The sequence below is a fragment of the Pseudomonas oplopanacis genome (assembly GCF_057128725.1).
Window position 1 is genome coordinate 47,709 of sequence record NZ_JBSKHV010000009.1, and the last position, 26,101, is coordinate 73,809.

Genomic DNA, 26,101 nt, shown 5'->3' on the forward strand with positions numbered 1-26,101 from the left:
TGGACGTCTTTAGATGATGAAGTGGTGGAGCCGGGGGGATTTGAACCCCCGTCCGCCAGTACTCCGCTGTCGGTACTACATGCGTAGCCGTTTCTATTAAGTTAACCCTCAGCGACCCGAAGGGCAGGGTGCTTTGGGCGAGTTGTGTAAGTTTTAGCCGCTTCGTCCACAACGTACTGCACGGCGATTCTGTTCTATATGACAATCACTTTGGGTTTACAGACATCCCCTGGTGATTGCTGGACCCGAAGGTACCAGAAGCTCAGGATCTAAAGCTGCTTACGCAGCGAGAGAGAATTCCTGGCCGTAGGTTTCGTCATTGGCAACTATAAGTAGTTGCAACAGTGGATTTACGAGTTCTGTTACCAACTCGGCATGCACCTAAAGTTTCGCAACCGGCGTCGAATCCTAAACGGCCCCGAGCCTGATGCTCGGTGAATCAAAGTGAGCAACAGGCCTGCGCAGTGTACGCCAACACGTCTCAGAAGGCCACCCGCAAGGTTGGCCTCAATTGATCACGGGTTCGTTCGTTGTTCAATTTGCCATCGCCAATGCCTGGCTGGCCTCGGTGGCGCATTTTTTGTCATCTTTGGCGGCCTGTGAAGCTTTTGCGCTGGCCAGCAGTCTTTTGATTTCCGGCGCATTGGTGGCGGTCGCTGGCAGCGAATTCACCTTGGCCTCGAGCTCTTGCAGCTTGCTCGTACACAGGTTGTTGTCCGCAGCAAATACAGGAGAGGCCAACATTGCAGCGCAAATGAACAGACCAGCGAGTGCGGTACGTTTCATGGGTATCTCCTCGAACTGATAGTCAGCCACGATTGATGGGCTTATCTAAAAGACTACGGCACGGCACAGGAATTCGGTTTGCGCAAAAAAAGTAATGAAAAAACGGACTGATGGAAGCAATGGCAATAAAAAGGAATGACCAACCCCCAAATGCACCAAAACCCGCAACTGGCGGGTTTTGGTTTGCTTCGTATTGAATGGAACCGGCCAGGTTACTTCCCGCCTTTGTTCGCATCCTTGATCATCTTGATGGTTTCGTTGGTCTCGCCAATGCAATCGTCAGTACCTTTTTTGGTCCCTAGTGCATGGTCCGCTTTGGCTTGCTTGACGGAGTCCGCTACCTGGTCAGACAACTCCGCAGGAATCTGTGCCTGGGCGTCTTCGATGGTTTGCAGATTGACCGCGCATTGATCCTTTTCGGCGGCAAACGAGGGGGAAGCCAGCAGTGAGGCAGTAACGAACAGACCAAACAGTACAGAACGTTTCATGTGTATCTCCTTGAACTGATGTCAGTCATTCTGACCATCAGGACGGGCTGCCGATGTTGGGAAGGTCCCACGTTTGCAGGACTTAATTAGTGGACTGCGGCGGCACGTCAGGGTTCTAAATTTTTTGCGGTACTGCTGTCGGTTCTGGCAAGAAACACTAGAAAAGACGCCTGAATGCGCCTTCCTTGAGGTCCTGCTCAGCTCGCCCTAGCCTGGGTAACGCGGTCCACCAGATAGACTAGCCCGTGGTAATCAATGCCGCCATGTTGTGACAGCCCGATCTCACAGGTGCGGCTGGTGGAAATCCCCTCGCTGCACTGTTGCACCGCGTCCTTGAGCGTTCTTAACGAATGAGCGTTCAGTTCCGGCGTGGTGAAACCCTTGTCGCCGGCAAACCCGCAGCAGTGAATCCCTTCAGGAATGACCACGGTTTTGCTGCACTTGCGCGCCAGATCAATCAACGCCTGACTCTCGCCCAGGTGCTGGGTGCTGCACGTGACGTGTACCGCAATCGGTGCTTCCTGCGGTGTGAAATCCAAGCGGTCCATCAAATGCGTACGGATGAAACGCACCGGGTCGTACAGGTCCAGTCGAACGTCGCTCAGATCCTGAACCAGCCGTAATGTGCAGGGACTGGTGTCGCAGTAAATCGGGTCGAGCCCGCCGCGACTGGCGTGCAGCAACGCGCCGATCAGTTCCTGGCGTTTGTGTTCGGCCTGTTCGGCGTAGCCTTTTGAGGCGAATGGCTGGCCGCAGCAGAGGTTGTCCAGATTGTCCGGGAAGACCACTTGATAACCGGCCTTTTCCAACAAGCCACGGGTTTTGTCGTACAGCGACATCTGCTCTTTATCACCCGCCGCCGGGCCCATCACCCGCGACACACACGCCGCGAGGTACACCACCCGAGGGCGTTCGTCCGACACAGTCGGGCTGAAGCGAATGGCTTTTTCCGGTTGCGGCATGGCGCTGGTCCATTGCGGGACTTGCCCTTTGGACAACTTGGTCAACGTCGCGGACAGCTTCGCCAGGCGTGGCGCTCCCAGCAGCATCCGTGCGCCATTGGCGACGTGCAGGGTGAAACGTGCACCTTGCAGCGCCGTGGCGAAATTGCCTTCGAGCCAGTTGGCAGTTTTCGTACGGGTTGCATGGCGGCTGCGGAGCTTTTTCACCAGTTCGCCGGTATTGATGCCGACAGGGCAGCGTTGCGCGCAAAGGCCGGTGGCGGCGCAGGTGTCGATGCCTTGATATTCGTAAGCGGCTTCGAGTTCTGTTGTATCAACGCCTGCGCGTTTTTTCGCCTGAATATCCCGCCAGATCACAATGCGCTGGCGCGGACTCAGGGTCAGGCCTTTCGAGGGGCACACCGGCTCGCAGAAACCGCACTCGATGCACTTGTCCACAATCTCATCGGCGGCCGGCAATGGTTTCAAATGCTTGAGATGGATCTGCGGATCCTCGCTGAGCACCACGTCCGGGTTGAGAATGCCGTTGGGGTCGAGCAGGCGTTTGAGCTGCCACATCAACTGGTAGGCATCGCTGCCCCATTCCAGCTCGACGAAGGGCGCCATGTTGCGCCCGGTGCCGTGTTCGGCCTTCAGCGAGCCGCCGAATTCCACCGCCACTAACTGCGCCACGTCGTCCATGAACGCTTGATAGCGTGCGACTTCTTCCGGGTTGTTGAAGCCTTGGGTGAAGACGAAGTGCAGATTGCCTTCCAGCGCGTGTCCGAAAAGGATCGCTTCGTCGTAGTGATGTTTGTCGAACAACTCGATCAGGCGGTTTACGCCGATGGCCAGTTGTTCCACCGGGAAGGTCACGTCTTCGATGATCACCGTGGTGCCGGTTTTACGCACGGCGCCGACGGCGGGGAAGGTGTCCTTGCGGATCGCCCAGAGACGGGCGTTTTCCACCGGGTCTTCGGTGAAGTCGATCTGTTTTTCCACCGGGAACGAGGTCAACGACGCCATGATTTGCGCCAGTTGTTCTTGCAGCAAAGTGGACGATGCGGCGCGGGATTCGATCAGCAGCGCGCAGGCATTGTTCGACAGCTGTTGTACGAAAGCGGGCATGCCGGGTTTGTCCTGCACCGAACGCAGGCTGCGCCGGTCCAGCAGTTCCACGGCCGATACCGGTTGGCTTTTCAGCACGGTCACGGCGTTGCAGCAGGTTTCCACGTCCGGAAACACGATCAGCGCCGAGGCTTTGTTCGGGTGATCGATCACCGTGTCGTAGGTCACCGCGCTGATAAAGCCGAGGGTGCCTTCGGAGCCCACCAGCAAGTGGCTCAAGATATCCACAGGCTCGTCGAAATCGACCAGGGCATTGAGTGACAGGCCGGTGGTATTTTTCAGACGGTATTTGTGGCGAATTCGCGCAGCCAGTTCGGCATTGGTGCGCGTTTCGCGGCCCAGCGTGGCCAGACGTTCAAGCAGCGGGGCGTGGCTTTGTCGAAACGCTGCCACGCTGGCCGCGTCTTCGGTATCGAGGCGGCTGCCATCGGCCAGCACCAGCCGAATGCCGGCCAGCGTGTGATAGGTGTTTTGCGCCGTGCCGCAACACATGCCGCTGGCGTTGTTGGCGACGATCCCACCGATTTTGCAGGCGTTGATTGACGCCGGGTCCGGGCCGATCTTGCGTCCGAACGGTGCCAGCCAGGCGTTGGCCTGTGCGCCGATCACGCCCGGTTGCAGGCGGATTTGCGTACCTTGGCCGCGGATCTCGCGACCGTTCCAGTTATCCCCCAACACGATCAGCACCGAATCGCTGATGGCCTGGCCAGACAGGCTGGTGCCGGCGGCGCGGAAGGTCACCGGGACCTGATCCCGTTGCGCCAGTTTGAGCAGCGCCACCACTTCATCTTCCGACTCGACGCGAATCACCAGTTGCGGAATCAGCCGATAGAAACTGGCGTCAGTGCCGAAGGCCAATGTCGACAGCGGGTCGTCGAAACGTCGCTCTGGGGGGATCAGTTGCTGTGCATCTCTCAGGAAAGCCGCCGGTAGACTCATTGGTCCTCCAGGATCAACACCACCAGGTCTTTCGGACCGTGCGCGCCGTAGGCCAGGATCTGTTCAATGTCGGCGGTTTTCGACGGACCGGACACCAGCAAGGCGTTGGTCGGCATGCCTTGGGCCCAGTTGAATTCCTGCTGGACCTGATAGAAGTTGTCGCGGATTTCACTGGCCTTGAGCAGGGCGAAATGCACCGGTGGCACCAGGCTCATCAGGCGCGGCTCTTCGCGCGTCGGCCAGAGAATCAGGCTGCCGGTGGCGGCGATTGCGCCAAGGGTGCCGGTGAGGCTGGCCGGAGTCTCATTAAACAACTCGGCTTTCCATTCTTCAATCGGGCGCTCGTAGGCCTTGAGTGTCGGCAGCCCCGGATTTTTCGCCCAGTGCTGAGTGATGTGTTGACCGTGAGGCGTAGTCGGCGCGATCAACAGGCTGGGCAACTGACGATCCTTTAACAACTGCGCCAGTAATGAAGGCCAACCTTCACCCGACGTCAGGTGGATTTCGGTGTGCACCGCTTCCATTAATTTGCGCAGCTGCGGGATGCGTTGTTCGGCGGTGTAGGTGTAAGGCGCTGTCACCAGTTCGACGTCGAACTCGTCAGGCACAGGCGTAGTGCCGGTCAGACTTTTCCGTAACTTGGCGAGGATGTTTTGCTTGGCGCTCATCAACGGTCTCCCTGTTTGGCCAAATGCTCGCGGGCCATGTCGTGCAGTGAGCGGGCGGCGGGTTTGGGTGCGCTGTGGTTCTGCGTCCACGGGCCGATGTTGTTCGGCGTGAGCGCGCGCAGGCGAGTGGCGAAGAAACCGAACAGCCGATACAACGTCGGCGAACTGTTGAGCCTGGCCCAGGCGTTCCAGATGAACCGTTCCTTGCGCGAATACTTGCTGCCTTGGCCGCGCATGACTTGATTCGGACTGTCCGGGGCTTTGACGTTCTCTTCCCGTAGGCGACGCAGCAATGCAGGGATGGGAATTTTTACCGGGCAGACTTCGCCGCACGCACCGCAAAGTGATGAAGCGCTGGGGTGGTCCGGGACTTTCGCCAGGCCGACCATGTGCGGCGTGATGATTTTTCCGATAGGCCCAGGGTAAACCTCCCCATAGGCGTGGCCGCCGATTCGTGTGTAGACGGGGCAATGATTCATACAGGCGCCGCAGCGGATGCAGTTCAGGGTCTGGCGCAGTTCGCTGTCGGCAAACGCCTGGCTGCGACCGTTGTCGAGCAAGACCAGGTGCACTTCCTGAGGACCGTCGAGCTCATGCTCCTTGCGCGGCCCGGAGATCATGTTGACGTAAGTGGTGATCGGAATGCCCAGCGCCGAGCGGGTCAGCAGTGACAGCAGCGGCACCACGTCGCGCAGGTTTTCCACGACTTTTTCGATGCCGGTCACGGCGATATGCACCGGTGGCACCGACGTGGTCATGCGCCCGTTGCCTTCGTTTTCCACCAGCAGCAGGGTGCCGGTTTCGGCCACGGCGAAGTTGACACCGGAGACGCCGATGTCCGCTTCGAAGAATTTCTGCCGCAAGACTCTGCGACCGATCTGAATGAGTTGGTCAACGTCCTTGGTGTATTCCACGCCAAGTTTGTCGTGGAACAAGGACGCGACCTGACCGGCATTCTTGTGGATCGCCGGCATAATAATGTGTGAAGGCTTCTCATGGTCGAGCTGGACGATGTACTCGCCCATGTCCGATTCCAGGCATTCAATGCCCTGATCAGCGAGGAAATGATTCATCTCCATCTCTTCGCTGACCATCGATTTGCCCTTGATCACTTGCCGCCCCTCGTGAGCGCGGATGATCGAGAGGACGATGCCATTGGCCTCGTCCACCGTTTCCGCCCAGTGCACTGTCACACCGTTGCGGGTCAGGTTCTGTTCAAGTTGCTCGAGCAGGTCGGGCAACTTGGATAACGCGCGGGCGCGGACAGCATTGCCCAGCGATCGCAGATGTTCTCTTTCGTGGGCATCGCTGAAGGACGCTGCCCGTTTTGTCATCAGTGAATCCATCGCAGTGCGAAAGTTGTTTCGCAATTGCTTGTCGTCCAAAGCCTTGTGAGCCCGGGCGCGAAAATCTTCTTCGACGCTGACCGTCGGAATAATCGTGGAAGTGCTCATCGGGCACCTCCGGTTCGTTGCCAGAGGAAACTGGCCAGGTGTTGGCCGCGCAACGCTTGCTGCTGTTTCTCCAGCGAGCCGTTGATGTTCATCAGGCAACCGCAGTCGGCACTGAGTACCTTGTGCGCGCCGGATTCCTTCAACGACCGGGTCTTGTCCGCCACCATTGCACCGGAAATGTCTGGCATACGGACGCTGAACGTCCCGCCAAAGCCACAACATTCACTTTCGTGGTCGTGATTGACCCGTTCCACGTTGCTCAATTGCGCCAACAACTCGCGACCGTGCAGGTGGGTGTTCATTTCACGGCGTGCCGAGCACGACGTGTGCAACGCCACTTTGACCGGCTCGCCGCTGTCCTTGAGCTGCACCTTGCAGACAAACAGCAGGAACTCGGCCAGTTCATACGTCCGGGCGGCGAGCGCCTGGACTTGCTTCAACGTGTCCGGCTCGTCCTTGAACAAGTCGGCGTAGTGTTCGCGCAACATCCCGGCACACGATCCCGACGGCACCACCACCGGATAATCCCCGGCGAACAGCGCCAGTTGCGAGCGCGCCACGGTCCTTGCCTGCTCGGTGTAACCCGAGGTGTAGGCCGGTTGTCCGCAGCAGCTTTGCCCTTGCGGGTACTCGACACGAATGCCTTCGCGCTCCAGCAAGTGGATCGCGTCCATCCCGGCTTCCGGGTAGAACAAATCCACCACGCAAGTTCCAAACAGGTACACCCGTGACGGTTTCTCGCTGGGGTATTGCCGAGGCTCGGGCAGTGGCGGAGCGACGCGGGTCGCGTTCGGCACGGCGTTGTAAAAAAGCTCGCTCATCAGGCGTCTCCGGGTGGTCCCGGTTATCCGTCCGCTGAGGCTGCTGAATATAGAGCGGGAAGCTTTCAGCAGCCTTGCAGACCGGGTTGTGAATTGCTGACGCCGGAATCGTGGTCCGGCGTCGGTTTTTGCGTTTTAACCTGTAGTACTTAGTGCACCAGCATGCCGGTGAACCAATAGGCCTGAGCCAAGGTGATCAAGCCGACTATCGTTGCAAAGAATAGGCTGTGCTTGAGGGTGAAGCGGAACAGATCCGATTCCTTGCCCACCAGACCGGTCGCGGCGCAGGCCACGGCGATCGATTGTGGCGAGATCATCTTGCCGGTCACGCCGCCGCTGGTATTTGCCGCCACCAGCAATACATCGCTGACACCGATCTGGTGCGCGGTGGTCGCTTGCAACGAGCTGAACAGGGCGTTGGACGAGGTGTCGGAACCGGTCAGGAACACGCCCAGCCAGCCGAGGAACGGCGAGAAGAACGGGAACGCTGCACCCGTTGCCGCCAGCACCAGCGCCATGGTCGACGACATGCCGGAGTAGTTGGTGACGAAGGCGAACGCCAGCACCATGCCGATGGACAGGATCGGCCAGCGCAGTTCGTAGAAGGTTTCTTTAAAAGTGGTCAGACCAGTTTTGAAGTTGATCTTCAGCACCAGCATCGAGATCAGCGCAGAGAAGAAAATCGCCGTGCCGGTCGCGGAAATCGGGTCGAGCTTGAACACTGCCGGGATGGCCGTCGGGGCCGCCACGATCGGTGCCACCTTGATCACCATTTGATCCAGGTGCGGAATGGCGAAGTTGAACACCCAGCTGTACATCGATCCGCCAGCCGCGAACATCGCCTTGAACGGTTTCAGGGTCCAGATGGTGACGAGTACGGTGAGGATCAGGAACGGCGACCAGGCTTTGAAGATTTCCAGGAGGCTGTAAGGCGATGCGACGGTGGTGCGTTTCTGACCGAAACCACCGACGCTGGCGGTCACCACGGACGCCGAGACGGCGCCGGCAATGTGTTGGCCGGCGGCGCGTTTCGGCTGCCAGATTTTCAGGAACAGGGTCAGGGAAATCAGGCTGACCAAGGCCGAGGTGATGTCCGGCAGTTCCGGGCCAATGAAGTTGGACGTGAAGTATTGAGTAATGGCGAAGCTCAAACCGGCCACCAGCGCAGCAGGCCAGGTTTCTTTCACGCCGCGCATGCCGTCCATCATGTACACCAGCCAGAACGGCACGAACAGCGACAGCAGCGGCAACTGGCGACCGGTCATGGCGCCGATCTTGAACGCGTCGATGCCGGTGACTTGCCCGGCCACGATGATCGGAATCCCCAAGGCGCCGAATGCGACGGGCGCGGTGTTGGCGATCAGGCACAGGCCGGCCGCGTACAGCGGATTGAAGCCCAGGCCGACGAGCAGGGCGGCGGTAATCGCCACCGGCGCACCGAAACCGGCAGCGCCTTCGAGGAACGCACCGAAGCAGAACCCGATCAGCAGCACCTGCAAGCGCTGGTCGTCGGTGATCGACAGTACCGAGCTGCGGATCACTTCGAACTGGCCACTCTTGACCGTCAGTTTGTAGAGGAACACAGCCGCCACGATGATCCAGGCGATGGGCCACAGACCGTAGGCGAAGCCATAACCGGCGGCGGCGAACGCCATGTCGACCGGCATCTGGAACGCAAAGATCGCCACGGCAATGGACAGCGCCAAGGTGATGCTGCCGGCCACATGGCCCTTGAGGCGGAACACCGCCAACGCCAGGAAGAAAAATACGATAGGGATGACGGCCGCGAGGGCGGATACGCCGAGACTGCCGAGCGGGGTATAGAGCTGTTGCCAGGTTTGCATATGGGGTGGCCCCTAATTGTTGTTGGTCAGGCACTGGGCAGCGTTCTTGGTTAATTGGTAATACCAATTTACAATCGCTGTTGGCTAGGGTAAAAGCCTTCTGTGCGGTGTGTCAATTTGCCGCCCTAAAACTTTTGTCGAATACGCCGTATGCGAAGCCATTGACCGGTTTGATCGAGCGTCTTCCTGGCAGGTGCTGGCGCCGCGCCAATAGGCCAGAATAGAGAGCCCGGCGAGCGGTCGGGATCGTGGAGAAGTGAGTTATGGGGTTTGATCAGATACGTCAGCGCCGTTTGTCTGACGATATTGTCGAGCGGCTCGAGGGGATGATCCTTGAAGGCACGCTGAAGTCCGGTGAACGCTTGCCGGCCGAACGTGCACTGGCCGAGCAGTTCGGCGTGTCACGCCCTTCGTTGCGCGAGGCGATTCAGAAACTGGCAGCCAAGGGTTTGCTGGTCAGTCGTCAGGGCGGTGGCAACTATGTCGTCGATTCGCTGGGGTCGACCTTCAGCGATCCATTGCTGCATCTGCTGGAAAACAACCCCGAGGCGCAGCGCGATCTGCTGGAGTTTCGTCACACCCTCGAAGCCTCTTGCGCTTATTACGCAGCTTTGCGCGCCACCGATGTGGATCGTGAGCGGCTGACGGCGGCGTTTGAAGTGTTGCAGGACTGTTATTCGCGTCATGACGACGTAAGCCGGGCCGAAGAGGGCGCGGCGGACGCCAGTTTCCACCTGGCCATTGCTGAGGCCAGTCATAACGCGGTGTTGCTGCACACGATTCGCGGGCTGTTCGACCTGCTCAAGCGCAACGTGGTGACCAACATTGGCGGCATGTACAAACAACGCACGGAAACCCGCGACATGCTGATAACACAGCATCGGGAGTTGTACATGGCGATTATCGAAGGGCGGGCGGAGCAGGCGCGGGAAGTCTCCAGCCGACATATTTTGTATGTGCAGGAAGTGCTGGAAGAGGTGCGTCAGGAAGTGCAGCGCATGGCTCGGGCGGAGCGGCGCAAGGGGATGTAGTCAGTGAGTTTTGCGGTGTTTGTACGATCGTCTTCGCGAGCAGGCTCGCTCCCACATTAGTTTTGTGTCGATCACAAATCCAGTGTGGGAGCGAGCTTGCTCGCGATGGCGGTATCAAGCAGCAGGAGAATTAATCTTCCTTGCCCTTGTTGCGCACCGCACGCGCCAGTTCGCGACCGGCGTCGCGTTCGCGTTCGGTATCACGCTTGTCGTATTCCTTCTTGCCCTTGCCCAGTGCGATCTCGCACTTGACCATGTGCTTGCTCCAGTACCAGGACAGGCACACGCAGGCATAGCCTTTTTGCTGCACGGCAGTCGCCAGCTTTTCCAGCTCGCGGCGGTTGAGCAGCAATTTGCGGGTACGGGTCGGATCAGCGATGACGTGCGTGCTGGCAGTCATCAGCGGCGAGATGTGGCTACCAAGCAGCCAGGCTTCGCCATCCTTGAGCAGCACGTAACTGTCGACCAGTTGCAGCTTGCTTGCCCGCAGACTTTTTACTTCCCAGCCGGCCAGGACCAGACCAGCCTCGAACTTATGCTCGATGAAGTAATCGTGTCGCGCCTTTTTGTTTTGCGCGATGGTCCCTGTTGGGTGTTTCTTCTGTTTAGCCATAGGGGCGGCATTATAGGGAGTTGCAAGCGAGTCGGCTACGGTATCGCTACGTGCTTGAGCAGGTTGATTGAATCCCGGACAATGCGGCCTCTTTTTTGAACGCTTGGGCGTGATAACGATGTCGACAGACAAGGTTTCTGTCCACGGCAGTTGGGCTAGCCGCTGGGTCTTCATACTCGCCGCGACCGGTTCGGCCGTGGGCCTGGGTAGTATCTGGAAATTCCCGTACATGGTTGGCGTCTACGGCGGCGGCGCTTTCGTGCTGATGTTCCTGGCCTGTATCGCGCTGATCGGCGTGCCGGTCATGCTGGCCGAAACCCTTATCGGCCGTCGTGCCCGACAAAGTCCGGCCAATGCCTTGAAGGTGCTGGCGGTGGAGGCGGGGCATTCGGGCAAGTGGTCCTGGGGCGCTTTCGCCGGGATGATCACGGCGTTGCTGATCCTGTCTTTCTATAGTGTGGTCGGCGGCTGGTCGCTGGATTACATCATCGACATGGGCCGTGGTGACTTCCAGGGTGTGACGGCTGATCAGGTCGGTGCGTACTTCGGCAACGTGATCGCCGACCCGTGGCGCCTGACACTTTGGCACACGATTTTCATGCTGCTGTCCGCCGTGGTGATCGCCAAAGGCGTGGTCGCCGGGCTTGAGCGCAGCTTGCGGATCATGATGCCGCTGCTGTTTGTGATGGTTATCGTGCTGTTGGGTTACAGCATGACCACCGGGCATTTCATGGAGGGCGTGCATTTCATGTTCGACTTCCATCCGGAGAAAGTCCTCGACGGCTTGCTGCCGGCCATGGGTCATGCGTTCTTCTCGCTGAGCGTGGGCGTTGGTTCGATCATGATCTACGGCGCTTATATGCCAAAGAACTCGTCGATTTCCGGCACCGTCGTTGGCGTCGCACTGCTCGATACGTTTGTTTCGCTGGTGGCCGGTCTGGCATTGTTTCCGATTGTGTTCGCCGCGGGCCTGAACCCGAGCGAAGGCCCTGGCCTGATGTTCGTCAGCCTGCCCTTTGCCTTTGGTAACGTAGCGTTTGGCCAGTTGATGGGCGTAGTGTTCTTCGTGCTGGTTGCGGTTGCAGCCTGGAGTTCGGCGATTTCGTTGCTCGAACCGATGGTCGCGTACCTGGTTGAACGCACTAAAGTCAGCCGCGCCTGGGTGACGTTCTGGTTGGCGTTTACTTGCTGGTTCGTGGGTCTGGGCACCGTGTTTTCCTTCAATATCTGGAAGGAAGCCAAGTTTTTCGTGAACGAAGGCGGGATGTTCCACCTCTACCAATGGGGCGCGGCCGGCGGTCTGGACTTCTTTGGTGTGATCGACTTCTTCACCTCGAGGATCATGTTGCCACTCGGTGGTTTGTGTTTCGTGGTGTTTGCAGGCTGGATCATGGGGCGTGAAGCGGTGCGCGACGAGTTGTCGATCCGCAGCCCGATACTGTTTGGCCTGTCCCTGTTCTTGATGCGCTATGTGGCGCCCATCGGCATTCTCGTAGTGTTTGCCGCCCAGCTGTGGAAGTGACGCTGACATGACGACGCATATTCAACGCTCGGCACTGCTGCCGTACCCGGCGCAGGCGCTGTATGACCTGGTCAACGACGTAGCGCGTTATCCCGAGTTTCTGCCGTGGTGCTCGGCAGCCGAAGTCCTGGAAAGCTCACCGGAGCACATGCGCGCCAGCGTGGGTGTGGCCAAGGGTGGTTTGAGCCAGCATTTCGTCACCAGAAACACGTTGGTGCCCGGGCAGTCGATCGAGATGAACCTTGAAGAAGGGCCTTTCACTCAGTTGCACGGTATCTGGGTGTTCAAGCCGCTGACGGATAAGGCCTGCAAGATCAGCCTGGACCTGTCATTCGACTATGCCGGACCCATCGTTCGCGCGACGTTGGGGCCGTTGTTCAATCAAGCGGCCAATACACTGGTGGACGCCTTCTGTCAGCGCGCCAAGCAGATTCATGGTTGAGTCGGTGATTGAGGTCGAAGTGGTGTACGCCGCGGTTGATCGTCAGGTATTGCTGACGGTCGCTGTGCCTGAGGGCACATCGATGCGCGAGGCGTTGCGCCAATCAGCGGTGGATGCGCAGTTTCCGGAGCTGGATCTGGGCAATTGCCCGGTGGGCATATTCGGCAAGATTGTTGCCGACCCAGAGGTGCGTCCGGTTCATGCGGGTGATCGCATCGAGATTTACCGGCCGTTGCTGGCGGATCCCAAGGAGGTTCGTCGCTTGCGTGCCGCCAAGGCGGCCGAGGCCAAAGCGCGGAATCAGTGATTCACTAAACGCCAGACAATAAAAAACCCGGAAATTCCGGGTTTTTTATTGCGTCGCAAATTATTGCGGCGAAGTGTCCAGCGGTGTTGGCGTCGGGACTGGAACGGTTTCTACACCGTCGACGTCCTTCTGGATCTGGTCCAGCAACGAACCTGGCTTGACCGGTTTTTCCGGTTTCGGCTTCTCGACGTTTTCTGCTGGGGCAGCGACTTGCGTGCCGCTGTCCTTGCCGAGAATGGCTTCGTCGCGGCTCACGCCTGGCATGAAATCACCAGAGAGGCTGACAAGCTGGTCATTTGGGTTGAAGATAACGCTAATGCGTTCCTGTTGGCGTTCACCGCCACCCGGTTGCAGGCTGTACAGATAATCCCAGCGATCGGCATGGAACGTGTCGGTCAGCAGAGGGTTACCCATGATAAACCGTACTTGCTTGCGGGTCATTCCCGGGCGTAACTGGTCTATCATGTCCTGCGTGACGACATTGCCCTGCTGGATGTCGATTTTGTAAACCCCGGGGAATGAACAACCGGCGAGTGCGAGCAGTCCCACAAAGGTGAAACTGGTTAGCAAGAGCTTGGTGTTTTGCATCGGTGGGCGACTTCCACTATCTTGGCTGGGACAACGTAAACGCCGATCATACCCGCATTAAGAGAAGCTGCGAAGCAGCATCGCGAGAAAGCTGACCATGGTTGAAAATAGCGAACTACGCAAAGCCGGCCTCAAAGTGACCCTTCCACGGGTCAAAATTCTGCAAATGCTCGATTCCGCCGAGCAGCGCCACATGAGTGCTGAAGATGTTTACAAGGCACTGATGGAGGCTGGTGAGGACGTCGGTCTGGCCACGGTTTACCGTGTACTGACTCAGTTCGAGGCAGCTGGCCTTGTGGTGCGGCACAACTTCGACGGAGGCCATGCGGTCTTCGAACTGGATGACGGCAAGCATCACGACCATATGGTCAACGTCGAAACCAGCGAAGTGATCGAATTCTTCGACGAAGAAATCGAGCGCCTGCAGAAAGCCATCGTCGACAAGTATGGCTTCGAGATGGTTGATCACAATCTGGTGCTGTACGTACGTAAGAAAAAGTAAGCATGTCGCGCGAATTTCATATTCGCGAAACGAACGAAGGCGACCCCAGGGTCGCCTTCGTGCTGTCTGCTGTTCTTAAATCTTTGCGGTAACGACCATCTTTTTCGCGTGGGCCAGGGATTCCTTGGTCAGGTCGATGCCCCCCAGCATCCGTGCCACTTCTTCAACGCGCTCATTTTTACTCAGCTTGGAGACGGCGGTGTGGGTCGCCTCTTCGCCACGCACCTTGTGCACAAATAAATGTTGGTGACCCTGAGCGGCCACTTGCGGCAAGTGAGTGACGGTCAGCACTTGTCCGCGCTCCCCGAGCCGGCGTAACAACTGACCTACGATCTCGGCGGTCGGGCCGCCAATGCCCACGTCCACTTCGTCGAACACCAGCGTCGGGACACGAGAGGTCTGTGCGGTGATCACCTGAATCGCCAGGCTGATCCGCGACAGCTCGCCACCCGAGGCCACTTTGGCCAGGGCCTTTAATGGCTGGCCGGGGTTGGCGCTCACCAGCAATTCGACCTGTTCGAGGCCATTGGGCAGCAGTTCATCACTGCTGTTGGGGCGCAATTCGATGGTGAAACGACCACCTGGCATGCCCAGTCGCTGGATTTCCTGCTCAACCGCGCTGGCCAGGCTGCTCGATGCTTGATGGCGTAAATCGCTCAGTTCGCGCGCCTTCTCCTGATAATGACGGGCATACGAGGCCAGTTCATCGCTCAGCCGTTCGATGGATTCATCGTTGGCATTCAGGGTTTCGATTTCATCCAGTAGTCGCTGTTGCATCTCCGCGACCTCGGTCGGCTGGATGCGGTGTTTGCGCGCCATGGTGTAGATCGCATCGAGACGTTCTTCCAGGTATTGCAAGCGCGCCGGGTCGGCATCGAAGTTGTCGAGGAAGCGGTTCAGTTCGCCCACTGCTTCTTCTACCTGAATCTGTGCGCTGGTCAGCAGGCTGCTGGCCTCGCCCAAGGCACCGATCGAATTGTTAACGCTTGATAGGCGATTGAGGCTGGCGGTCAGGGCATTCAGGACGTTGCCGGAATCACTTTCGCTGCACTGCTCGACCACTTGCCGGCAGATGCCCAGCAGGGTTTCGGCGTTGGTTAGGTTCTTGTGTTCCTGTTCCAGCTGCTCCAGCTCGTTTTCGCCGAGGCCGAGGTTTTCGAGCTCTTCTAGTTGATAGCTGAGCAATTGATGGCGGGCGCGTTGCTCATCGCCGGAATTGGACAGGCGCTCCAGTTCCTGGCGGGTCTGGCGCCAGCGTTGGGCGGCCAGCTGTACCTGGCGGGCAAGGTCCGTGGCCCCGGCATATTCATCGAGCAGTCGGCGGTGGGTGTCGGTCTTGAGCAGCGATTGGTGCTCGTGCTGGCTGTGGATATCGATCAGCAGCTCGCCCAGGGCCTTGAGGTCGCCGAGCGGGCAGGGCGTGCCGTTGATGTAGCCACGGGAACGGCCTTCAGCGGTGATCACCCGGCGCAGGATGCACGGGCCATCGCTTTCAAGGTCGCGCTCGGCGAGCCAGGCGCTGGCTTCCGGGATGTCGATCAGGTCGAAGGTCGCAAGAATGTCGGCCTTGTCTGCGCCGGGACGAACCACGCCGCTGTCGGCGCGATCACCCAGGGTCAGGCCCAGGGCGTCGAGCATGATCGACTTGCCGGCACCGGTTTCCCCGGTGATCACGCTCATCCCGCGATCGAGTTCGAGATCGAGGTGTTCAACGATGGCGTAGTTATGTACGGACAGGTGCACCAGCATAAAGGCCGCTCCCAGGCTTTAGGTCTGGTTATTTATACAGTGTTTTATTTGTGCCTGACAATGCCCTCGCTTGGCTCGATTTGCTCGGTCTGACGAAATGCCTGGCGCATCGGGTAATCGCAATGCAGCGCTTTTTGTAGGGTTAATCGTAACCAACCCCTTGAAGCTGATTTTTGCGGCCCCATATACCGGGACAGAAGCGTGAGTTGAGCTCACGGACGATATTGAAAGGAGAAATCTATGGCTGACGAACAGACAGTGGATACGCAAAATCAAGACGCCAACCAGGGCTCCGCGGCTTCGGGTGAAGACCTGGCGGCTCGTGTACAAGTGCTCGAAGAGCAACTGGCAGGCGCGCAGGATCAGGCTTTGCGTGTTGCCGCCGATCTGCAGAACGTCCGCCGTCGCGCCGAGCAGGATGTAGAAAAAGCGCACAAATTCGCCCTCGAAAAATTCGCAGGCGACTTGCTGCCAATCATCGACAGCCTGGAGCGTGGCCTGGAGTTGTCCAACCCGGACGACGAAAGCATCCGCCCAATGCGCGAAGGCATCGAGCTGACCCTGAAAATGTTCCAGGACACCCTGAAGCGCTATCAGCTGGAAGCGATCGATCCGCATGGCGAACCGTTCAACGCTGTTCAGCATCAGGCAATGGCCATGCAGGAAAGCGCTGATCTGGAGCCGAACAGCGTGCTCAAGGTGTTCCAGAAGGGCTATCAGCTCAATGGTCGCCTGCTGCGCCCGGCCATGGTCGTGGTCAGCAAGGCCCCGGCGCCAGTTTCGCCTTCGATTGACGAGCAGGCTTGAAATTGGCCGCAAGGCCCCCATTTATAAGTCAAGCGTTTAAGTGCTACCGCAGTTAGCCACCACTGCTGCGGCAACCAAATCCAAAGTTTCGGGAGAGTGAACATGGGCAAAATTATCGGTATCGACCTGGGGACTACCAACTCCTGCGTCTCCGTGCTGGAAAACGGCGTAGCCAAAGTTATTGAAAACGCTGAAGGCGCGCGTACCACGCCGTCGATCATCGCTTACGCCAACGATGGCGAAATTCTGGTTGGCCAATCGGCCAAGCGTCAGGCTGTGACCAATCCGCATAACACCCTGTACGCGGTGAAGCGTCTGATCGGTCGTAAGTTCGACGAAGAAGTCGTTCAGAAAGACATCAAGATGGTCCCTTACAAAATCGCCAAGGCTGACAACGGCGACGCGTGGGTAGAAGTGAACGGCCAGAAAATGTCGCCGCCACAAATCTCGGCTGAAATTCTGAAGAAAATGAAGAAGACCGCCGAAGACTACCTCGGCGAGCCAGTGACTGAAGCGGTGATCACCGTTCCGGCCTACTTCAATGACAGCCAGCGTCAAGCCACCAAAGACGCCGGCCGCATCGCGGGTCTGGACGTAAAACGCATCATCAACGAACCAACCGCAGCTGCTCTGGCTTACGGTATGGACAAGGCGAAGGGCGATCACACCGTGATCGTTTACGACTTGGGCGGCGGTACTTTCGACGTTTCCGTGATCGAAATCGCTGAAGTCGATGGCGAGCACCAGTTCGAAGTATTGGCCACCAACGGCGACACGTTCCTGGGCGGTGAAGACTTTGACATTCGTCTGATCGACTACCTCGTCGACGAATTCAAGAAAGAAAGCGGCATGAACCTCAAAGGTGACCCGCTGGCGATGCAGCGCCTGAAAGAAGCCGCTGAGAAAGCCAAGATCGAGCTGTCCTCCGCGCTGTCGACCGACGTGAACCTGCCGTACATCACTGCAGACGCCACCGGTCCTAAGCACTTGAACGTGAAGATTTCTCGCGCCAAGTTGGAAGCTCTGGTTGAAGACCTGGTTCAGCGCACCATCGAACCTTGCCGCATCGCTCTGAAAGACTCCGGTATCGACGTTGGCGCGATCAACGACGTGATCCTGGTCGGTGGTCAGACCCGTATGCCACTGGTTCAGAAGCTGGTAACCGAGTTCTTCGGCAAAGAAGCTCGTAAAGACGTGAACCCGGACGAAGCTGTTGCCATGGGTGCAGCTATCCAGGGCGCGGTATTGGCTGGCGACGTTAAAGACGTTCTGCTGCTGGACGTTAGCCCGCTGACCCTGGGTATCGAAACCATGGGCGGCGTGATGACCGCGCTGATCGAGAAAAACACCACGATTCCTACCAAGAAATCGCAAGTGTTCTCGACTGCCGACGACAACCAGGGCGCTGTGACCATTCACGTGCTGCAAGGTGAGCGTAAGCAAGCGGCCCAGAACAAGTCCCTGGGCAAGTTCGACCTGGCCGAGATTCCACCAGCACCACGTGGCGTGCCACAAATTGAAGTGACCTTCGACATCGACGCCAACGGCATCCTGCACGTAGGCGCCAAAGACAAGGCCACCGGCAAGACTCAGTCGATCGTGATCAAGGCCAACTCCGGTCTGTCCGAGGAAGAAATTCAGCAGATGATTCGCGATGCTGAAGCCAACGTCGACGCAGACCGCCAGTTCGAAGAGCTGGCAACCGCTCGCAACCAGGGCGATGCGCTGGTTCACTCGACTCGCAAAATGGTCGCAGACGCTGGCGATAAAGTGACGGCTGAAGAGAAGACTGCAATCGAAGCCGCTGTTGTTGCTCTGGAAGCCGCTGTCAAAGGCGACGACAAAGCTGCAATCGAAGCCAAGGTTGAAGAGCTGTCGAAAGTCTCTGCTCCAGTGGCGCAGAAGATGTACGCCGAACAGGCCCAGCCTGCTGAAGGCGCGGCACCGCACGACGAAAAAGCTGAAAAGGCTGACGACGTTGTCGATGCCGAGTTCGAAGAAGTCAAAGACCACAAGTAAGTTGTTGGTCGCCCGGTTGACTGCCTTTAGGCGGTGACTGGTAGGATGTCGCCGCGCGGGAGCTTGCTCCCGCGTTGGCGTGTCTGGAACATGCGAATTTTTACAGCATGCGACAACGCTCGCGCGCTGTTGGTATGGCCGGGAATGCTCCTGCTTTTCGAGCCGAAAGTACCGCAATGAATCAAAGACCAGGATCGTTGAATTGACGTGAGTTGGGTCCGGGCCTGTATTGGGGCTCAACGAGTTTGGCAAGGCTCAGGAGAGGTTTGCCGAACGTCCTCAAGAGTGCAAAGACATATGGCAAAGCGTGACTATTACGAAGTATTGGGTGTTGAGCGTGGCTCAAGCGAAGCAGACCTGAAGAAGGCCTACCGTCGCCTGGCGATGAAGCATCACCCGGACCGTAATCCCGATGACAAAGCGTCGGAAGAGATGTTCAAGGAGGCCAACGAGGCCTACGAAGTATTGTCCGATTCCAGCAAGCGCGCGGCGTACGACCAATACGGTCATGCCGGTGTCGACCCGAGCATGGGCGGCGGCGGTGCCGGTTTTGGCGGTCAGAACTTCTCCGACATCTTTGGCGATGTCTTCAGTGACTTCTTCGGTGGCGGTCGCGGCGGTTCCCGTGGCGGCGCCCAGCGTGGCAGCGACCTGCGTTACACCCTGGAGCTGAACCTGGAAGAAGCGGTGCGCGGTACCACCGTGAATATCCGCGTTCCGACACTGGTCAACTGCAAGCCGTGCGACGGCTCGGGTGCCAAGAAAGGCTCCTCGCCAGTCACTTGCCCGACGTGTGGCGGTATCGGCCAGGTCCGTATGCAGCAAGGCTTCTTCTCGGTGCAGCAAACGTGCCCGCGTTGCCATGGCCAAGGCAAGATCATTTCCGACCCGTGCAACTCCTGCAACGGCGAAGGTCGTGTCGAAGAGTACAAAACCCTTTCCGTCAAAGTGCCGGCCGGTGTCGATACCGGTGACCGCATTCGCCTGTCCGGCGAAGGCGAGGCGGGCGCTCAGGGTGGCCCGACGGGCGACCTGTATGTGGTGATCAATGTGCGCGAGCACGCGATCTTCCAGCGCGACGGCAAGCATTTGTTCTGCGAAGTGCCGATCAGCTTTGTCGATGCGGCGTTGGGTGGCGAGCTGGAGATTCCGACCCTTGATGGTCGAGTCAAACTGAAGATCCCTGAGGGGACCCAGACCGGCAAGCAGTTCCGCGTTCGCGGCAAAGGCGTTGCGCCAGTGCGGGGCGGCGGTGCCGGTGACCTGATGTGCCGTGTGGCGGTCGAAACCCCGGTCAACCTGGGTCGTCGTCAGCGTGAACTGCTGGAAGAATTCCGCAGCTCTTTGGCGGACGACAATAGCCATTCGCCGAAAACCACCGGTTGGTTCGAAGGCGTGAAGCGCTTCTTCGGCGATTTGTAAGGAGTCGGCATGCGACGTATAGCTGTGATGGGCGCTGCCGGGCGCATGGGCAAGATTCTGGTCGAGGCTGTGCAACAGCGCGCGCCGCTGACCGGTCTGACGGCGGCCATCGTGCGCCCCGGCAGCACGCTGATTGGTGTGGATGCCGGCGAGCTGGCCTCGCTGGGTCGAATCGGCGTGCCGTTGTCCGGCAATCTGGAATCGGTCGCTGATGAGTTCGATGTGTTGATCGACTTTACGCTGCCGGAAGTCATGCTGAAAAACCTCGCGTTCTGCCGCAAGACCGGCAAGGCCATGGTCATCGGTACGACGGGCCTGGACGCTGCGCAGAAGCAGTTGCTGGCCGAGGCGGGCAAAGACATACCGATCGTGTTCGCGGCCAATTTCAGTGTGGGGGTCAACCTGTCACTGAAGTTGCTCGACATGGCGGCGCGCGTGCTGGGTGATGAGGCGGACATCGAAATCATCGAAGCGCATCACCGGCACAAGATCGATGCGCCTTCAGGTACCGCGTTGCGCATGGGTGAAGTGATCGCCAGTGCCCTGGATCGTGATCTGCAGAAGGTTGCGGTCTATGGTCGTGAAGGCCATACCGGCGCGCGTGAGCGTGAAACGATCGGCTTTGCCACGGTTCGCGGCGGTGATGTGGTCGGTGATCACACGGTGCTGTTCGCCTGCGAAGGTGAGCGTCTGGAAATCACCCATAAAGCGTCCAGCCGCATGACCTTCGCCAAGGGTGCGGTGCGTGCTGCGTTGTGGCTCGATGGTCATGAGCCGGGTCTTTACGACATGCAAGACGTGCTCGATTTGCGTTAAGATGTGCCCGAAATCGGGCTCAGACCCAGCGTTTGAGCCCGGTTTTACACCGCCAAGCGACGACCTGTCGCATTCTCCAGCCTTTCGGGCTCATTGGCGGTAGACCAAAAAAGCCTTTTTCTGTAAGCTACAGCTTTAGTGTGTCCACTAAAAGCGCGCAGAATTATTCGGTGAAGAAGCGGGGTGACGTGTCCATACGTCACTCCGCTTTTTTACAACCTGCGATCGCCCTTTCAGGCTTTATTTACGGGAGGTCTTCTTGACTAAGCCAGCCATACTCGCCCTTGCTGATGGCAGCATTTTTCGCGGCGAAGCCATTGGAGCCGACGGTCAAACCGTTGGTGAGGTGGTGTTTAACACCGCAATGACCGGCTATCAGGAAATCCTTACCGATCCTTCCTACGCCCAACAGATCGTTACCCTGACCTACCCGCACATCGGCAACACCGGCACCACGCCGGAAGATGCCGAGTCCGACCGCGTCTGGTCCGCTGGCCTGGTCATCCGTGACCTGCCACTGGTTGCGAGCAACTGGCGTAACACGATGTCCCTGTCCGACTACCTGAAAGCCAACAACGTTGTGGCTATCGCCGGTATCGACACCCGCCGCCTGACGCGCATCCTGCGTGAGAAAGGCGCTCAAAACGGCTGCATCATGGCCGGTGACAACATTTCCGAAGCCGCCGCCATCGCCGCCGCACAGGGTTTCCCTGGCCTGAAAGGCATGGACCTGGCAAAAGTCGTCAGCACCAAAGAACAGTACGAATGGCGCTCGACTGTCTGGGATCTGAAAACCGACAGCCACGCAACCATCGAAGCTTCCGAGCTGCCGTACCACGTGGTTGCCTACGACTACGGCGTCAAGCTGAACATCCTGCGCATGCTGGTCGCGCGCGGTTGCCGCGTGACCGTCGTGCCTGCACAAACGCCTGCTGCCGATGTGCTGGCAATGAAGCCGGACGGAGTGTTCCTGTCCAACGGCCCTGGTGACCCGGAGCCATGCGACTACGCGATCCAGGCGATCAAGGATGTGCTGGAAACCGAGATCCCGGTGTTCGGCATCTGCCTCGGTCACCAACTGCTGGCCCTGGCCTCCGGCGCCAAGACCCTGAAAATGGGTCACGGCCACCACGGTGCCAACCACCCAGTCCAGGATCTGGACAGCGGTGTGGTGATGATCACCAGCCAGAACCACGGTTTTGCCGTAGACGAAGCGACCCTGCCAGCCAACGTTCGCGCGATCCACAAATCGCTGTTCGATGGCACCCTGCAAGGCATCGAGCGTACCGACAAGAGCGCCTTCAGCTTCCAGGGTCACCCGGAAGCCAGCCCTGGCCCGAACGACGTAGCGCCATTGTTCGATCGCTTCATCAACGAGATGGCCAAGCGACGCTGATCGCTCGCCTTGATGGTGCAAGGCTTGAGGGCGGTCCCCACACCGGCGGCCCCCTCAAGGCTTCAAAGATTGAACAAGACGGCTTGCCGACTGACCTGCGGATTTGAGTGACAAACCCATGCCAAAACGTACAGACATTAAAAGCATCCTGATTCTCGGCGCTGGCCCGATCGTTATCGGCCAGGCCTGCGAATTCGACTACTCCGGCGCCCAGGCCTGCAAAGCCCTGCGCGAAGAGGGTTACCGCGTCATCCTGGTGAACTCCAACCCGGCCACCATCATGACCGACCCGGACATGGCCGACGCCACGTACATCGAGCCGATCAAATGGCAGACCGTTGCCAAGATCATCGAGAAAGAGCGTCCGGACGCGCTGCTGCCAACCATGGGTGGCCAGACCGCTCTGAACTGCGCACTGGACCTGGAGCGTGAAGGCGTTCTGGAGAAGTTCGGCGTAGAGATGATCGGTGCCAACGCGGACACCATCGACAAGGCTGAAGACCGTTCGCGCTTCGACAAGGCGATGAAATCCATCGGCCTCGACTGCCCGCGTTCGGGTATCGCCCACAGCATGGAAGAAGCCAACGCCGTTCTCGAACGCCTGGGCTTCCCGTGCATCATCCGTCCGTCCTTCACCATGGGCGGCACCGGTGGCGGTATTGCGTACAACCGTGAAGAATTCGAAGAAATCTGCGCCCGTGGCCTGGACCTGTCGCCAACCAAAGAGCTGCTGATCGACGAATCCCTGATCGGCTGGAAAGAGTACGAGATGGAGGTTGTCCGCGATAAGAAAGACAACTGCATCATCGTTTGCTCGATCGAAAACTTTGACCCGATGGGCGTGCACACTGGTGACTCGATCACTGTTGCGCCAGCACAGACCCTGACGGACAAGGAATACCAGATCATGCGTAACGCCTCGTTGGCGGTACTGCGTGAGATCGGCGTGGAAACCGGCGGCTCCAACGTTCAGTTCGGCATCTGCCCGGACACTGGCCGTATGGTCGTGATCGAGATGAACCCGCGTGTATCCCGCTCTTCGGCACTGGCCTCGAAAGCCACTGGTTTCCCGATTGCGCGTATCGCCGCCAAGCTGGCGATCGGCTACACCCTCGACGAACTGTCGAACGAAATTACCGGCGGCGCTACGCCTGCGTCCTTCGAGCCGTCCATCGACTACGTCGTGACCAAGCTGCCACGTTTCGCCTTCGAGAAATTCCCGAAAGCCGACGCACGCCTGACCACTCAAATGAAGTCGGTCGGTGAAGTCATGGCCATCGGCCGGACCTTCCAGGAATCCCTGCAGAAAGCCCTTCGCGGTCTGGAAGTGGGCGTTTGCGGCCTGGACGAGAAACTCGATCTGAGCAACCCGGAAAGCATGAGCGTGCTCAAGCGCGAACTGACCGTGCCGGGCGCCGAGCGTATCTGGTACGTGGCTGACGCCTTCCGCGCCGGTCTGTCGGTCGAAGACATCTTCGGCATGAACATGATCGACCCGTGGTTCCTGGTCCAGATCGAAGATCTGATCAAGGAAGAAGAGAAGGTCAAGACCCTGGGTCTGGCCAGCATCGACCGCGACGTGATGTTCCGCCTCAAGCGCAAAGGCTTCTCCGACATGCGTCTGGCCAAGCTGCTGGGCGTGACCGAGAAAGCGCTGCGTCGCCACCGTCACAAGCTCGAGGTTTACCCGGTCTACAAGCGCGTTGACACCTGCGCGGCCGAGTTCGCCACCGACACCGCCTACATGTACTCGACTTACGAGGAAGAGTGCGAAGCCGCGCCATCGGGTCGCGACAAGATCATGATTCTGGGCGGCGGTCCTAACCGTATCGGCCAGGGTATCGAGTTCGACTACTGCTGCGTACACGCGGCACTGGCCCTGCGCGAAGACGGGTACGAGACCATCATGGTCAACTGCAACCCGGAAACCGTGTCCACCGACTACGACACCTCCGATCGCCTGTACTTCGAACCAGTGACCCTCGAAGACGTGCTGGAAATCGTCCGCGTCGAGAAGCCGAAAGGCGTGATCGTCCAGTACGGCGGCCAAACCCCGCTGAAACTGGCTCGCGCCCTGGAAGAAGCCGGCGTGCCGATCATCGGCACCAGCCCTGACGCCATCGACCGTGCTGAAGACCGTGAGCGCTTCCAGCAAATGGTTGAGCGCCTGAATCTGCGTCAGCCACCAAACGCCACCGTGCGCAGCGAAGACGAAGCGATTCGTGCTGCTGCGAAGATCGGTTACCCGCTGGTGGTTCGTCCGTCCTACGTACTGGGCGGTCGTGCGATGGAAATCGTTTACGAAGAAGACGAGCTGAAGCGCTACCTGCGTGACGCGGTGAAAGTGTCGAACGACAGCCCTGTGCTGCTCGACCACTTCCTCAACTGTGCCATCGAAATGGACGTGGATGCGGTTTGCGACGGCACCGACGTGGTGATCGGCGCGATCATGCAGCACATCGAGCAGGCAGGCGTTCACTCCGGTGACTCCGCGTGCTCCCTGCCGCCGTACTCGCTGCCTGGCCACATCCAGGACGAGATGCGCGAACAGGTCAAGAAAATGGCCCTGGAGCTCGGCGTGGTCGGCCTGATGAACGTTCAGTTGGCGCTGCAAGGCGAAGACATCTACGTCATCGAAGTCAACCCGCGCGCTTCCCGTACCGTACCGTTCGTGTCGAAGTGCATCGGTGTTTCCCTGGCAATGATCGCGGCTCGCGTCATGGCCGGTAAAACCCTGAAGGAAATCGGTTTCACCAAAGAAATCATCCCGAACTTCTACAGCGTGAAAGAGGCGGTGTTCCCATTCGCCAAATTCCCTGGCGTGGACCCGATCCTGGGCCCAGAGATGAAGTCCACCGGTGAAGTGATGGGCGTGGGCGACACCTTCGGCGAAGCATTTGCCAAGGCCCAGATGGGCGCCAGCGAAGTACTGCCGACCGGCGGTACCGCGTTCATCAGCGTGCGTGACGACGACAAGCCGCTGGTTGCGGGCGTAGCCCGTGATCTGATCAACTTGGGCTTCGAAGTGGTTGCCACTGCCGGTACTGCCAAGCTGATCGAAGCCGCAGGCCTGAAAGTGCGCCGTGTGAACAAGGTGACCGAAGGTCGTCCGCACGTGGTCGACATGATCAAGAATGACGAAGTCACCCTGATCATCAACACCACCGAAGGTCGCCAGTCGATCGCCGACTCGTACTCCATTCGTCGTAATGCCCTGCAGCACAAGATCTACTGCACCACGACTATTGCTGCTGGCGAAGCCATCTGCGAAGCGCTGAAGTTCGGTCCCGAGAAGACCGTGCGCCGCTTGCAGGATCTACACGCAGGATTGAAGGCATGATCAAATACCCTATGACCGTCCAGGGCGCGAAAGCCCTGGAAGAGGAACACGCTCACCTGACCAAGGTCGTTCGTCCGAAGCTTAGCCAGGACATCGGAACGGCCCGCGAGTTGGGTGACTTGAAGGAAAACGCCGAATACCATGCTGCCCGTGAGCAGCAAGGGATGGTTGAAGCGCGGATTCGTGACATCGAAGGCCGGATTCAGAATCAGGTCATCATCGACGTCACGACCATTCCTCACACCGGCAAAGTGATTTTCGGCACCACCGTTGAAATCGCCAACGTCGAGACGGATGAGCGCGTCACTTACCACATCGTGGGTGAGGATGAGGCTGATTTCAAACTCGGCAAGATTTCCGTCGGTTCGCCGCTGGCCCGCGCCTTGATTGCCAAGGAAGAGGGTGATGTGGTTGCCGTGAAAACGCCGAGTGGCGTGATCGAGTACGAGATTGTCGAAGTCCGCCACATCTAAAGGCC

Annotated in this window: 22 protein-coding genes and 1 other RNA gene; 12 read left to right on the top strand and 11 right to left on the bottom strand. The window is 58.7% G+C overall.

Translation table 11 applies throughout. From position 1 onward, the window contains the following. Positions 1-22: 22 nt before the first annotated feature. The 8 genes from ssrA to ACWKV5_RS18535 all read right to left on the bottom strand — a co-directional run bounded on the left by ssrA (position 23) and on the right by ACWKV5_RS18535 (position 9,069). Positions 23-420, bottom strand: a transfer-messenger RNA (tmRNA) gene (gene ssrA, locus ACWKV5_RS18500). Positions 421-534: 114 nt separating this feature from the next. Next, positions 535-786 carry a hypothetical protein gene (locus tag ACWKV5_RS18505; protein WP_027924436.1) on the bottom strand — a complete coding sequence of 84 codons (252 nt, stop codon included), beginning with the start codon at positions 784-786 and terminating at the stop codon, positions 535-537. Positions 787-998: 212 nt separating this feature from the next. Continuing rightward, a complete protein-coding gene (locus ACWKV5_RS18510; RefSeq protein ID WP_123435237.1) occupies positions 999-1,274 on the bottom strand; it encodes a hypothetical protein in 276 nt (91 codons plus the stop codon). A gap of 197 nt (positions 1,275-1,471) precedes the next feature. Then, complete coding sequence (locus tag ACWKV5_RS18515) at positions 1,472-4,282, bottom strand: FAD-binding and (Fe-S)-binding domain-containing protein (protein WP_483842479.1); 2,811 nt, start codon at positions 4,280-4,282, stop codon at positions 1,472-1,474. Then, positions 4,279-4,950 carry a LutC/YkgG family protein gene (locus ACWKV5_RS18520; RefSeq protein WP_483842480.1) on the bottom strand — a complete coding sequence of 224 codons (672 nt, stop codon included), beginning with the start codon at positions 4,948-4,950 and terminating at the stop codon, positions 4,279-4,281. The genes ACWKV5_RS18515 and ACWKV5_RS18520 overlap by 4 nt, the downstream gene beginning before the upstream one ends. Then, a complete protein-coding gene (locus tag ACWKV5_RS18525; protein ID WP_483842481.1) occupies positions 4,950-6,404 on the bottom strand; it encodes a LutB/LldF family L-lactate oxidation iron-sulfur protein in 1,455 nt (484 codons plus the stop codon). Before ACWKV5_RS18525 ends, ACWKV5_RS18520 begins: the two co-directional genes overlap by 1 nt. Beyond that, positions 6,401-7,225: a (Fe-S)-binding protein gene (locus ACWKV5_RS18530; protein ID WP_483842482.1), complete on the bottom strand. Its 825-nt coding sequence runs from the start codon at positions 7,223-7,225 to the stop codon at positions 6,401-6,403. The genes ACWKV5_RS18525 and ACWKV5_RS18530 overlap by 4 nt, the downstream gene beginning before the upstream one ends. A 149-nt stretch (positions 7,226-7,374) precedes the next feature. After that, positions 7,375-9,069 carry a lactate permease LctP family transporter gene (locus tag ACWKV5_RS18535; protein WP_483842483.1) on the bottom strand — a complete coding sequence of 565 codons (1,695 nt, stop codon included), beginning with the start codon at positions 9,067-9,069 and terminating at the stop codon, positions 7,375-7,377. A gap of 263 nt (positions 9,070-9,332) precedes the next feature. On the opposite strand from ACWKV5_RS18535, the gene ACWKV5_RS18540 reads away from it, so the two are divergent. After that, positions 9,333-10,100 carry a GntR family transcriptional regulator gene (locus ACWKV5_RS18540; protein ID WP_027924443.1) on the top strand — a complete coding sequence of 256 codons (768 nt, stop codon included), beginning with the start codon at positions 9,333-9,335 and terminating at the stop codon, positions 10,098-10,100. A gap of 130 nt (positions 10,101-10,230) precedes the next feature. Here the strand turns inward: ACWKV5_RS18540 and smpB are convergent, their stop codons facing one another. Next, complete coding sequence (smpB, locus tag ACWKV5_RS18545; protein WP_483842604.1) at positions 10,231-10,713, bottom strand: SsrA-binding protein SmpB; 483 nt, start codon at positions 10,711-10,713, stop codon at positions 10,231-10,233. Between the two features lie 118 nt (positions 10,714-10,831). Between smpB and ACWKV5_RS18550 the strand changes: the two genes are divergently transcribed. The 3 genes from ACWKV5_RS18550 to ACWKV5_RS18560 are packed head-to-tail and all read left to right on the top strand — an operon-like array spanning position 10,832 to position 12,984. After that, positions 10,832-12,235, top strand: a complete 1,404-nt coding sequence (locus ACWKV5_RS18550) for a sodium-dependent transporter (protein WP_483842484.1) — start codon at positions 10,832-10,834, stop codon at positions 12,233-12,235. Positions 12,236-12,242: 7 nt separating this feature from the next. Next, positions 12,243-12,677, top strand: coding sequence for a type II toxin-antitoxin system RatA family toxin (locus ACWKV5_RS18555; protein ID WP_027924446.1), 435 nt, complete (start codon positions 12,243-12,245; stop codon positions 12,675-12,677). Next, positions 12,670-12,984 (top strand): RnfH family protein, encoded by a 315-nt coding sequence (locus ACWKV5_RS18560; protein ID WP_483842485.1) that lies wholly within the window; start codon positions 12,670-12,672, stop codon positions 12,982-12,984. The genes ACWKV5_RS18555 and ACWKV5_RS18560 overlap by 8 nt, the downstream gene beginning before the upstream one ends. A gap of 60 nt (positions 12,985-13,044) precedes the next feature. Here ACWKV5_RS18560 and ACWKV5_RS18565 read toward each other — a convergent pair whose 3' ends face one another. Next, positions 13,045-13,572 (bottom strand): outer membrane protein assembly factor BamE, encoded by a 528-nt coding sequence (locus ACWKV5_RS18565; protein WP_483842486.1) that lies wholly within the window; start codon positions 13,570-13,572, stop codon positions 13,045-13,047. Positions 13,573-13,669: 97 nt separating this feature from the next. On the opposite strand from ACWKV5_RS18565, the gene fur reads away from it, so the two are divergent. Beyond that, positions 13,670-14,074, top strand: coding sequence for a ferric iron uptake transcriptional regulator (fur, locus tag ACWKV5_RS18570; RefSeq protein WP_003197684.1), 405 nt, complete (start codon positions 13,670-13,672; stop codon positions 14,072-14,074). 75 nt (positions 14,075-14,149) lie between these two features. Here the strand turns inward: fur and recN are convergent, their stop codons facing one another. Further along, a complete protein-coding gene (gene recN / locus ACWKV5_RS18575) occupies positions 14,150-15,823 on the bottom strand; it encodes a DNA repair protein RecN (protein ID WP_483842487.1) in 1,674 nt (557 codons plus the stop codon). 240 nt (positions 15,824-16,063) lie between these two features. Between recN and grpE the strand changes: the two genes are divergently transcribed. The 7 genes from grpE to greA all read left to right on the top strand — a co-directional run bounded on the left by grpE (position 16,064) and on the right by greA (position 26,096). After that, complete coding sequence (gene grpE, locus ACWKV5_RS18580; RefSeq protein WP_483842488.1) at positions 16,064-16,630, top strand: nucleotide exchange factor GrpE; 567 nt, start codon at positions 16,064-16,066, stop codon at positions 16,628-16,630. Between the two features lie 102 nt (positions 16,631-16,732). Then, entirely contained in the window at positions 16,733-18,649 is a 1,917-nt protein-coding gene (gene dnaK / locus ACWKV5_RS18585; protein WP_483842489.1) for a molecular chaperone DnaK, read from the top strand. Positions 18,650-18,946: 297 nt separating this feature from the next. Then, on the top strand, positions 18,947-20,071 hold the full coding sequence (dnaJ, locus tag ACWKV5_RS18590; RefSeq protein WP_109627906.1) for a molecular chaperone DnaJ: 1,125 nt from the start codon (positions 18,947-18,949) through the stop codon (positions 20,069-20,071). Positions 20,072-20,080: 9 nt separating this feature from the next. Then, positions 20,081-20,887: a 4-hydroxy-tetrahydrodipicolinate reductase gene (gene dapB, locus ACWKV5_RS18595; RefSeq protein WP_483842490.1), complete on the top strand. Its 807-nt coding sequence runs from the start codon at positions 20,081-20,083 to the stop codon at positions 20,885-20,887. 259 nt (positions 20,888-21,146) lie between these two features. Continuing rightward, positions 21,147-22,283, top strand: coding sequence for a glutamine-hydrolyzing carbamoyl-phosphate synthase small subunit (gene carA, locus ACWKV5_RS18600; RefSeq protein ID WP_483842491.1), 1,137 nt, complete (start codon positions 21,147-21,149; stop codon positions 22,281-22,283). Between the two features lie 118 nt (positions 22,284-22,401). Continuing rightward, complete coding sequence (gene carB, locus ACWKV5_RS18605; protein WP_123435251.1) at positions 22,402-25,623, top strand: carbamoyl-phosphate synthase large subunit; 3,222 nt, start codon at positions 22,402-22,404, stop codon at positions 25,621-25,623. After that, a complete protein-coding gene (gene greA, locus ACWKV5_RS18610) occupies positions 25,620-26,096 on the top strand; it encodes a transcription elongation factor GreA (protein WP_310264040.1) in 477 nt (158 codons plus the stop codon). The genes carB and greA overlap by 4 nt, the downstream gene beginning before the upstream one ends. The last annotated feature ends 5 nt before the right edge of the window (positions 26,097-26,101 follow it).

Excerpts from the sequence above, each read along its gene's own strand:
- ACWKV5_RS18505 (WP_027924436.1), bottom strand. The coding sequence starts at position 786 with ATGAAACGTACCGCACTCGCTGGTCTGTTCATTTGCGCTGCAATGTTG.
- ACWKV5_RS18510 (WP_123435237.1), bottom strand. The coding sequence starts at position 1,274 with ATGAAACGTTCTGTACTGTTTGGTCTGTTCGTTACTGCCTCACTGCTG.
- ACWKV5_RS18515 (WP_483842479.1), bottom strand. The coding sequence starts at position 4,282 with ATGAGTCTACCGGCGGCTTTCCTGAGAGATGCACAGCAACTGATCCCC.
- ACWKV5_RS18520 (WP_483842480.1), bottom strand. The coding sequence starts at position 4,950 with ATGAGCGCCAAGCAAAACATCCTCGCCAAGTTACGGAAAAGTCTGACC.
- ACWKV5_RS18525 (WP_483842481.1), bottom strand. The coding sequence starts at position 6,404 with ATGAGCACTTCCACGATTATTCCGACGGTCAGCGTCGAAGAAGATTTT.
- ACWKV5_RS18530 (WP_483842482.1), bottom strand. The coding sequence starts at position 7,225 with ATGAGCGAGCTTTTTTACAACGCCGTGCCGAACGCGACCCGCGTCGCT.
- ACWKV5_RS18535 (WP_483842483.1), bottom strand. The coding sequence starts at position 9,069 with ATGCAAACCTGGCAACAGCTCTATACCCCGCTCGGCAGTCTCGGCGTA.
- ACWKV5_RS18540 (WP_027924443.1), top strand. The coding sequence starts at position 9,333 with ATGGGGTTTGATCAGATACGTCAGCGCCGTTTGTCTGACGATATTGTC.
- smpB (WP_483842604.1), bottom strand. The coding sequence starts at position 10,713 with ATGGCTAAACAGAAGAAACACCCAACAGGGACCATCGCGCAAAACAAA.
- ACWKV5_RS18550 (WP_483842484.1), top strand. The coding sequence starts at position 10,832 with ATGTCGACAGACAAGGTTTCTGTCCACGGCAGTTGGGCTAGCCGCTGG.
- ACWKV5_RS18555 (WP_027924446.1), top strand. The coding sequence starts at position 12,243 with ATGACGACGCATATTCAACGCTCGGCACTGCTGCCGTACCCGGCGCAG.
- ACWKV5_RS18560 (WP_483842485.1), top strand. The coding sequence starts at position 12,670 with ATGGTTGAGTCGGTGATTGAGGTCGAAGTGGTGTACGCCGCGGTTGAT.
- ACWKV5_RS18565 (WP_483842486.1), bottom strand. The coding sequence starts at position 13,572 with ATGCAAAACACCAAGCTCTTGCTAACCAGTTTCACCTTTGTGGGACTG.
- fur (WP_003197684.1), top strand. The coding sequence starts at position 13,670 with ATGGTTGAAAATAGCGAACTACGCAAAGCCGGCCTCAAAGTGACCCTT.
- recN (WP_483842487.1), bottom strand. The coding sequence starts at position 15,823 with ATGCTGGTGCACCTGTCCGTACATAACTACGCCATCGTTGAACACCTC.
- grpE (WP_483842488.1), top strand. The coding sequence starts at position 16,064 with ATGGCTGACGAACAGACAGTGGATACGCAAAATCAAGACGCCAACCAG.
- dnaK (WP_483842489.1), top strand. The coding sequence starts at position 16,733 with ATGGGCAAAATTATCGGTATCGACCTGGGGACTACCAACTCCTGCGTC.
- dnaJ (WP_109627906.1), top strand. The coding sequence starts at position 18,947 with ATGGCAAAGCGTGACTATTACGAAGTATTGGGTGTTGAGCGTGGCTCA.
- dapB (WP_483842490.1), top strand. The coding sequence starts at position 20,081 with ATGCGACGTATAGCTGTGATGGGCGCTGCCGGGCGCATGGGCAAGATT.
- carB (WP_123435251.1), top strand. The coding sequence starts at position 22,402 with ATGCCAAAACGTACAGACATTAAAAGCATCCTGATTCTCGGCGCTGGC.
- greA (WP_310264040.1), top strand. The coding sequence starts at position 25,620 with ATGATCAAATACCCTATGACCGTCCAGGGCGCGAAAGCCCTGGAAGAG.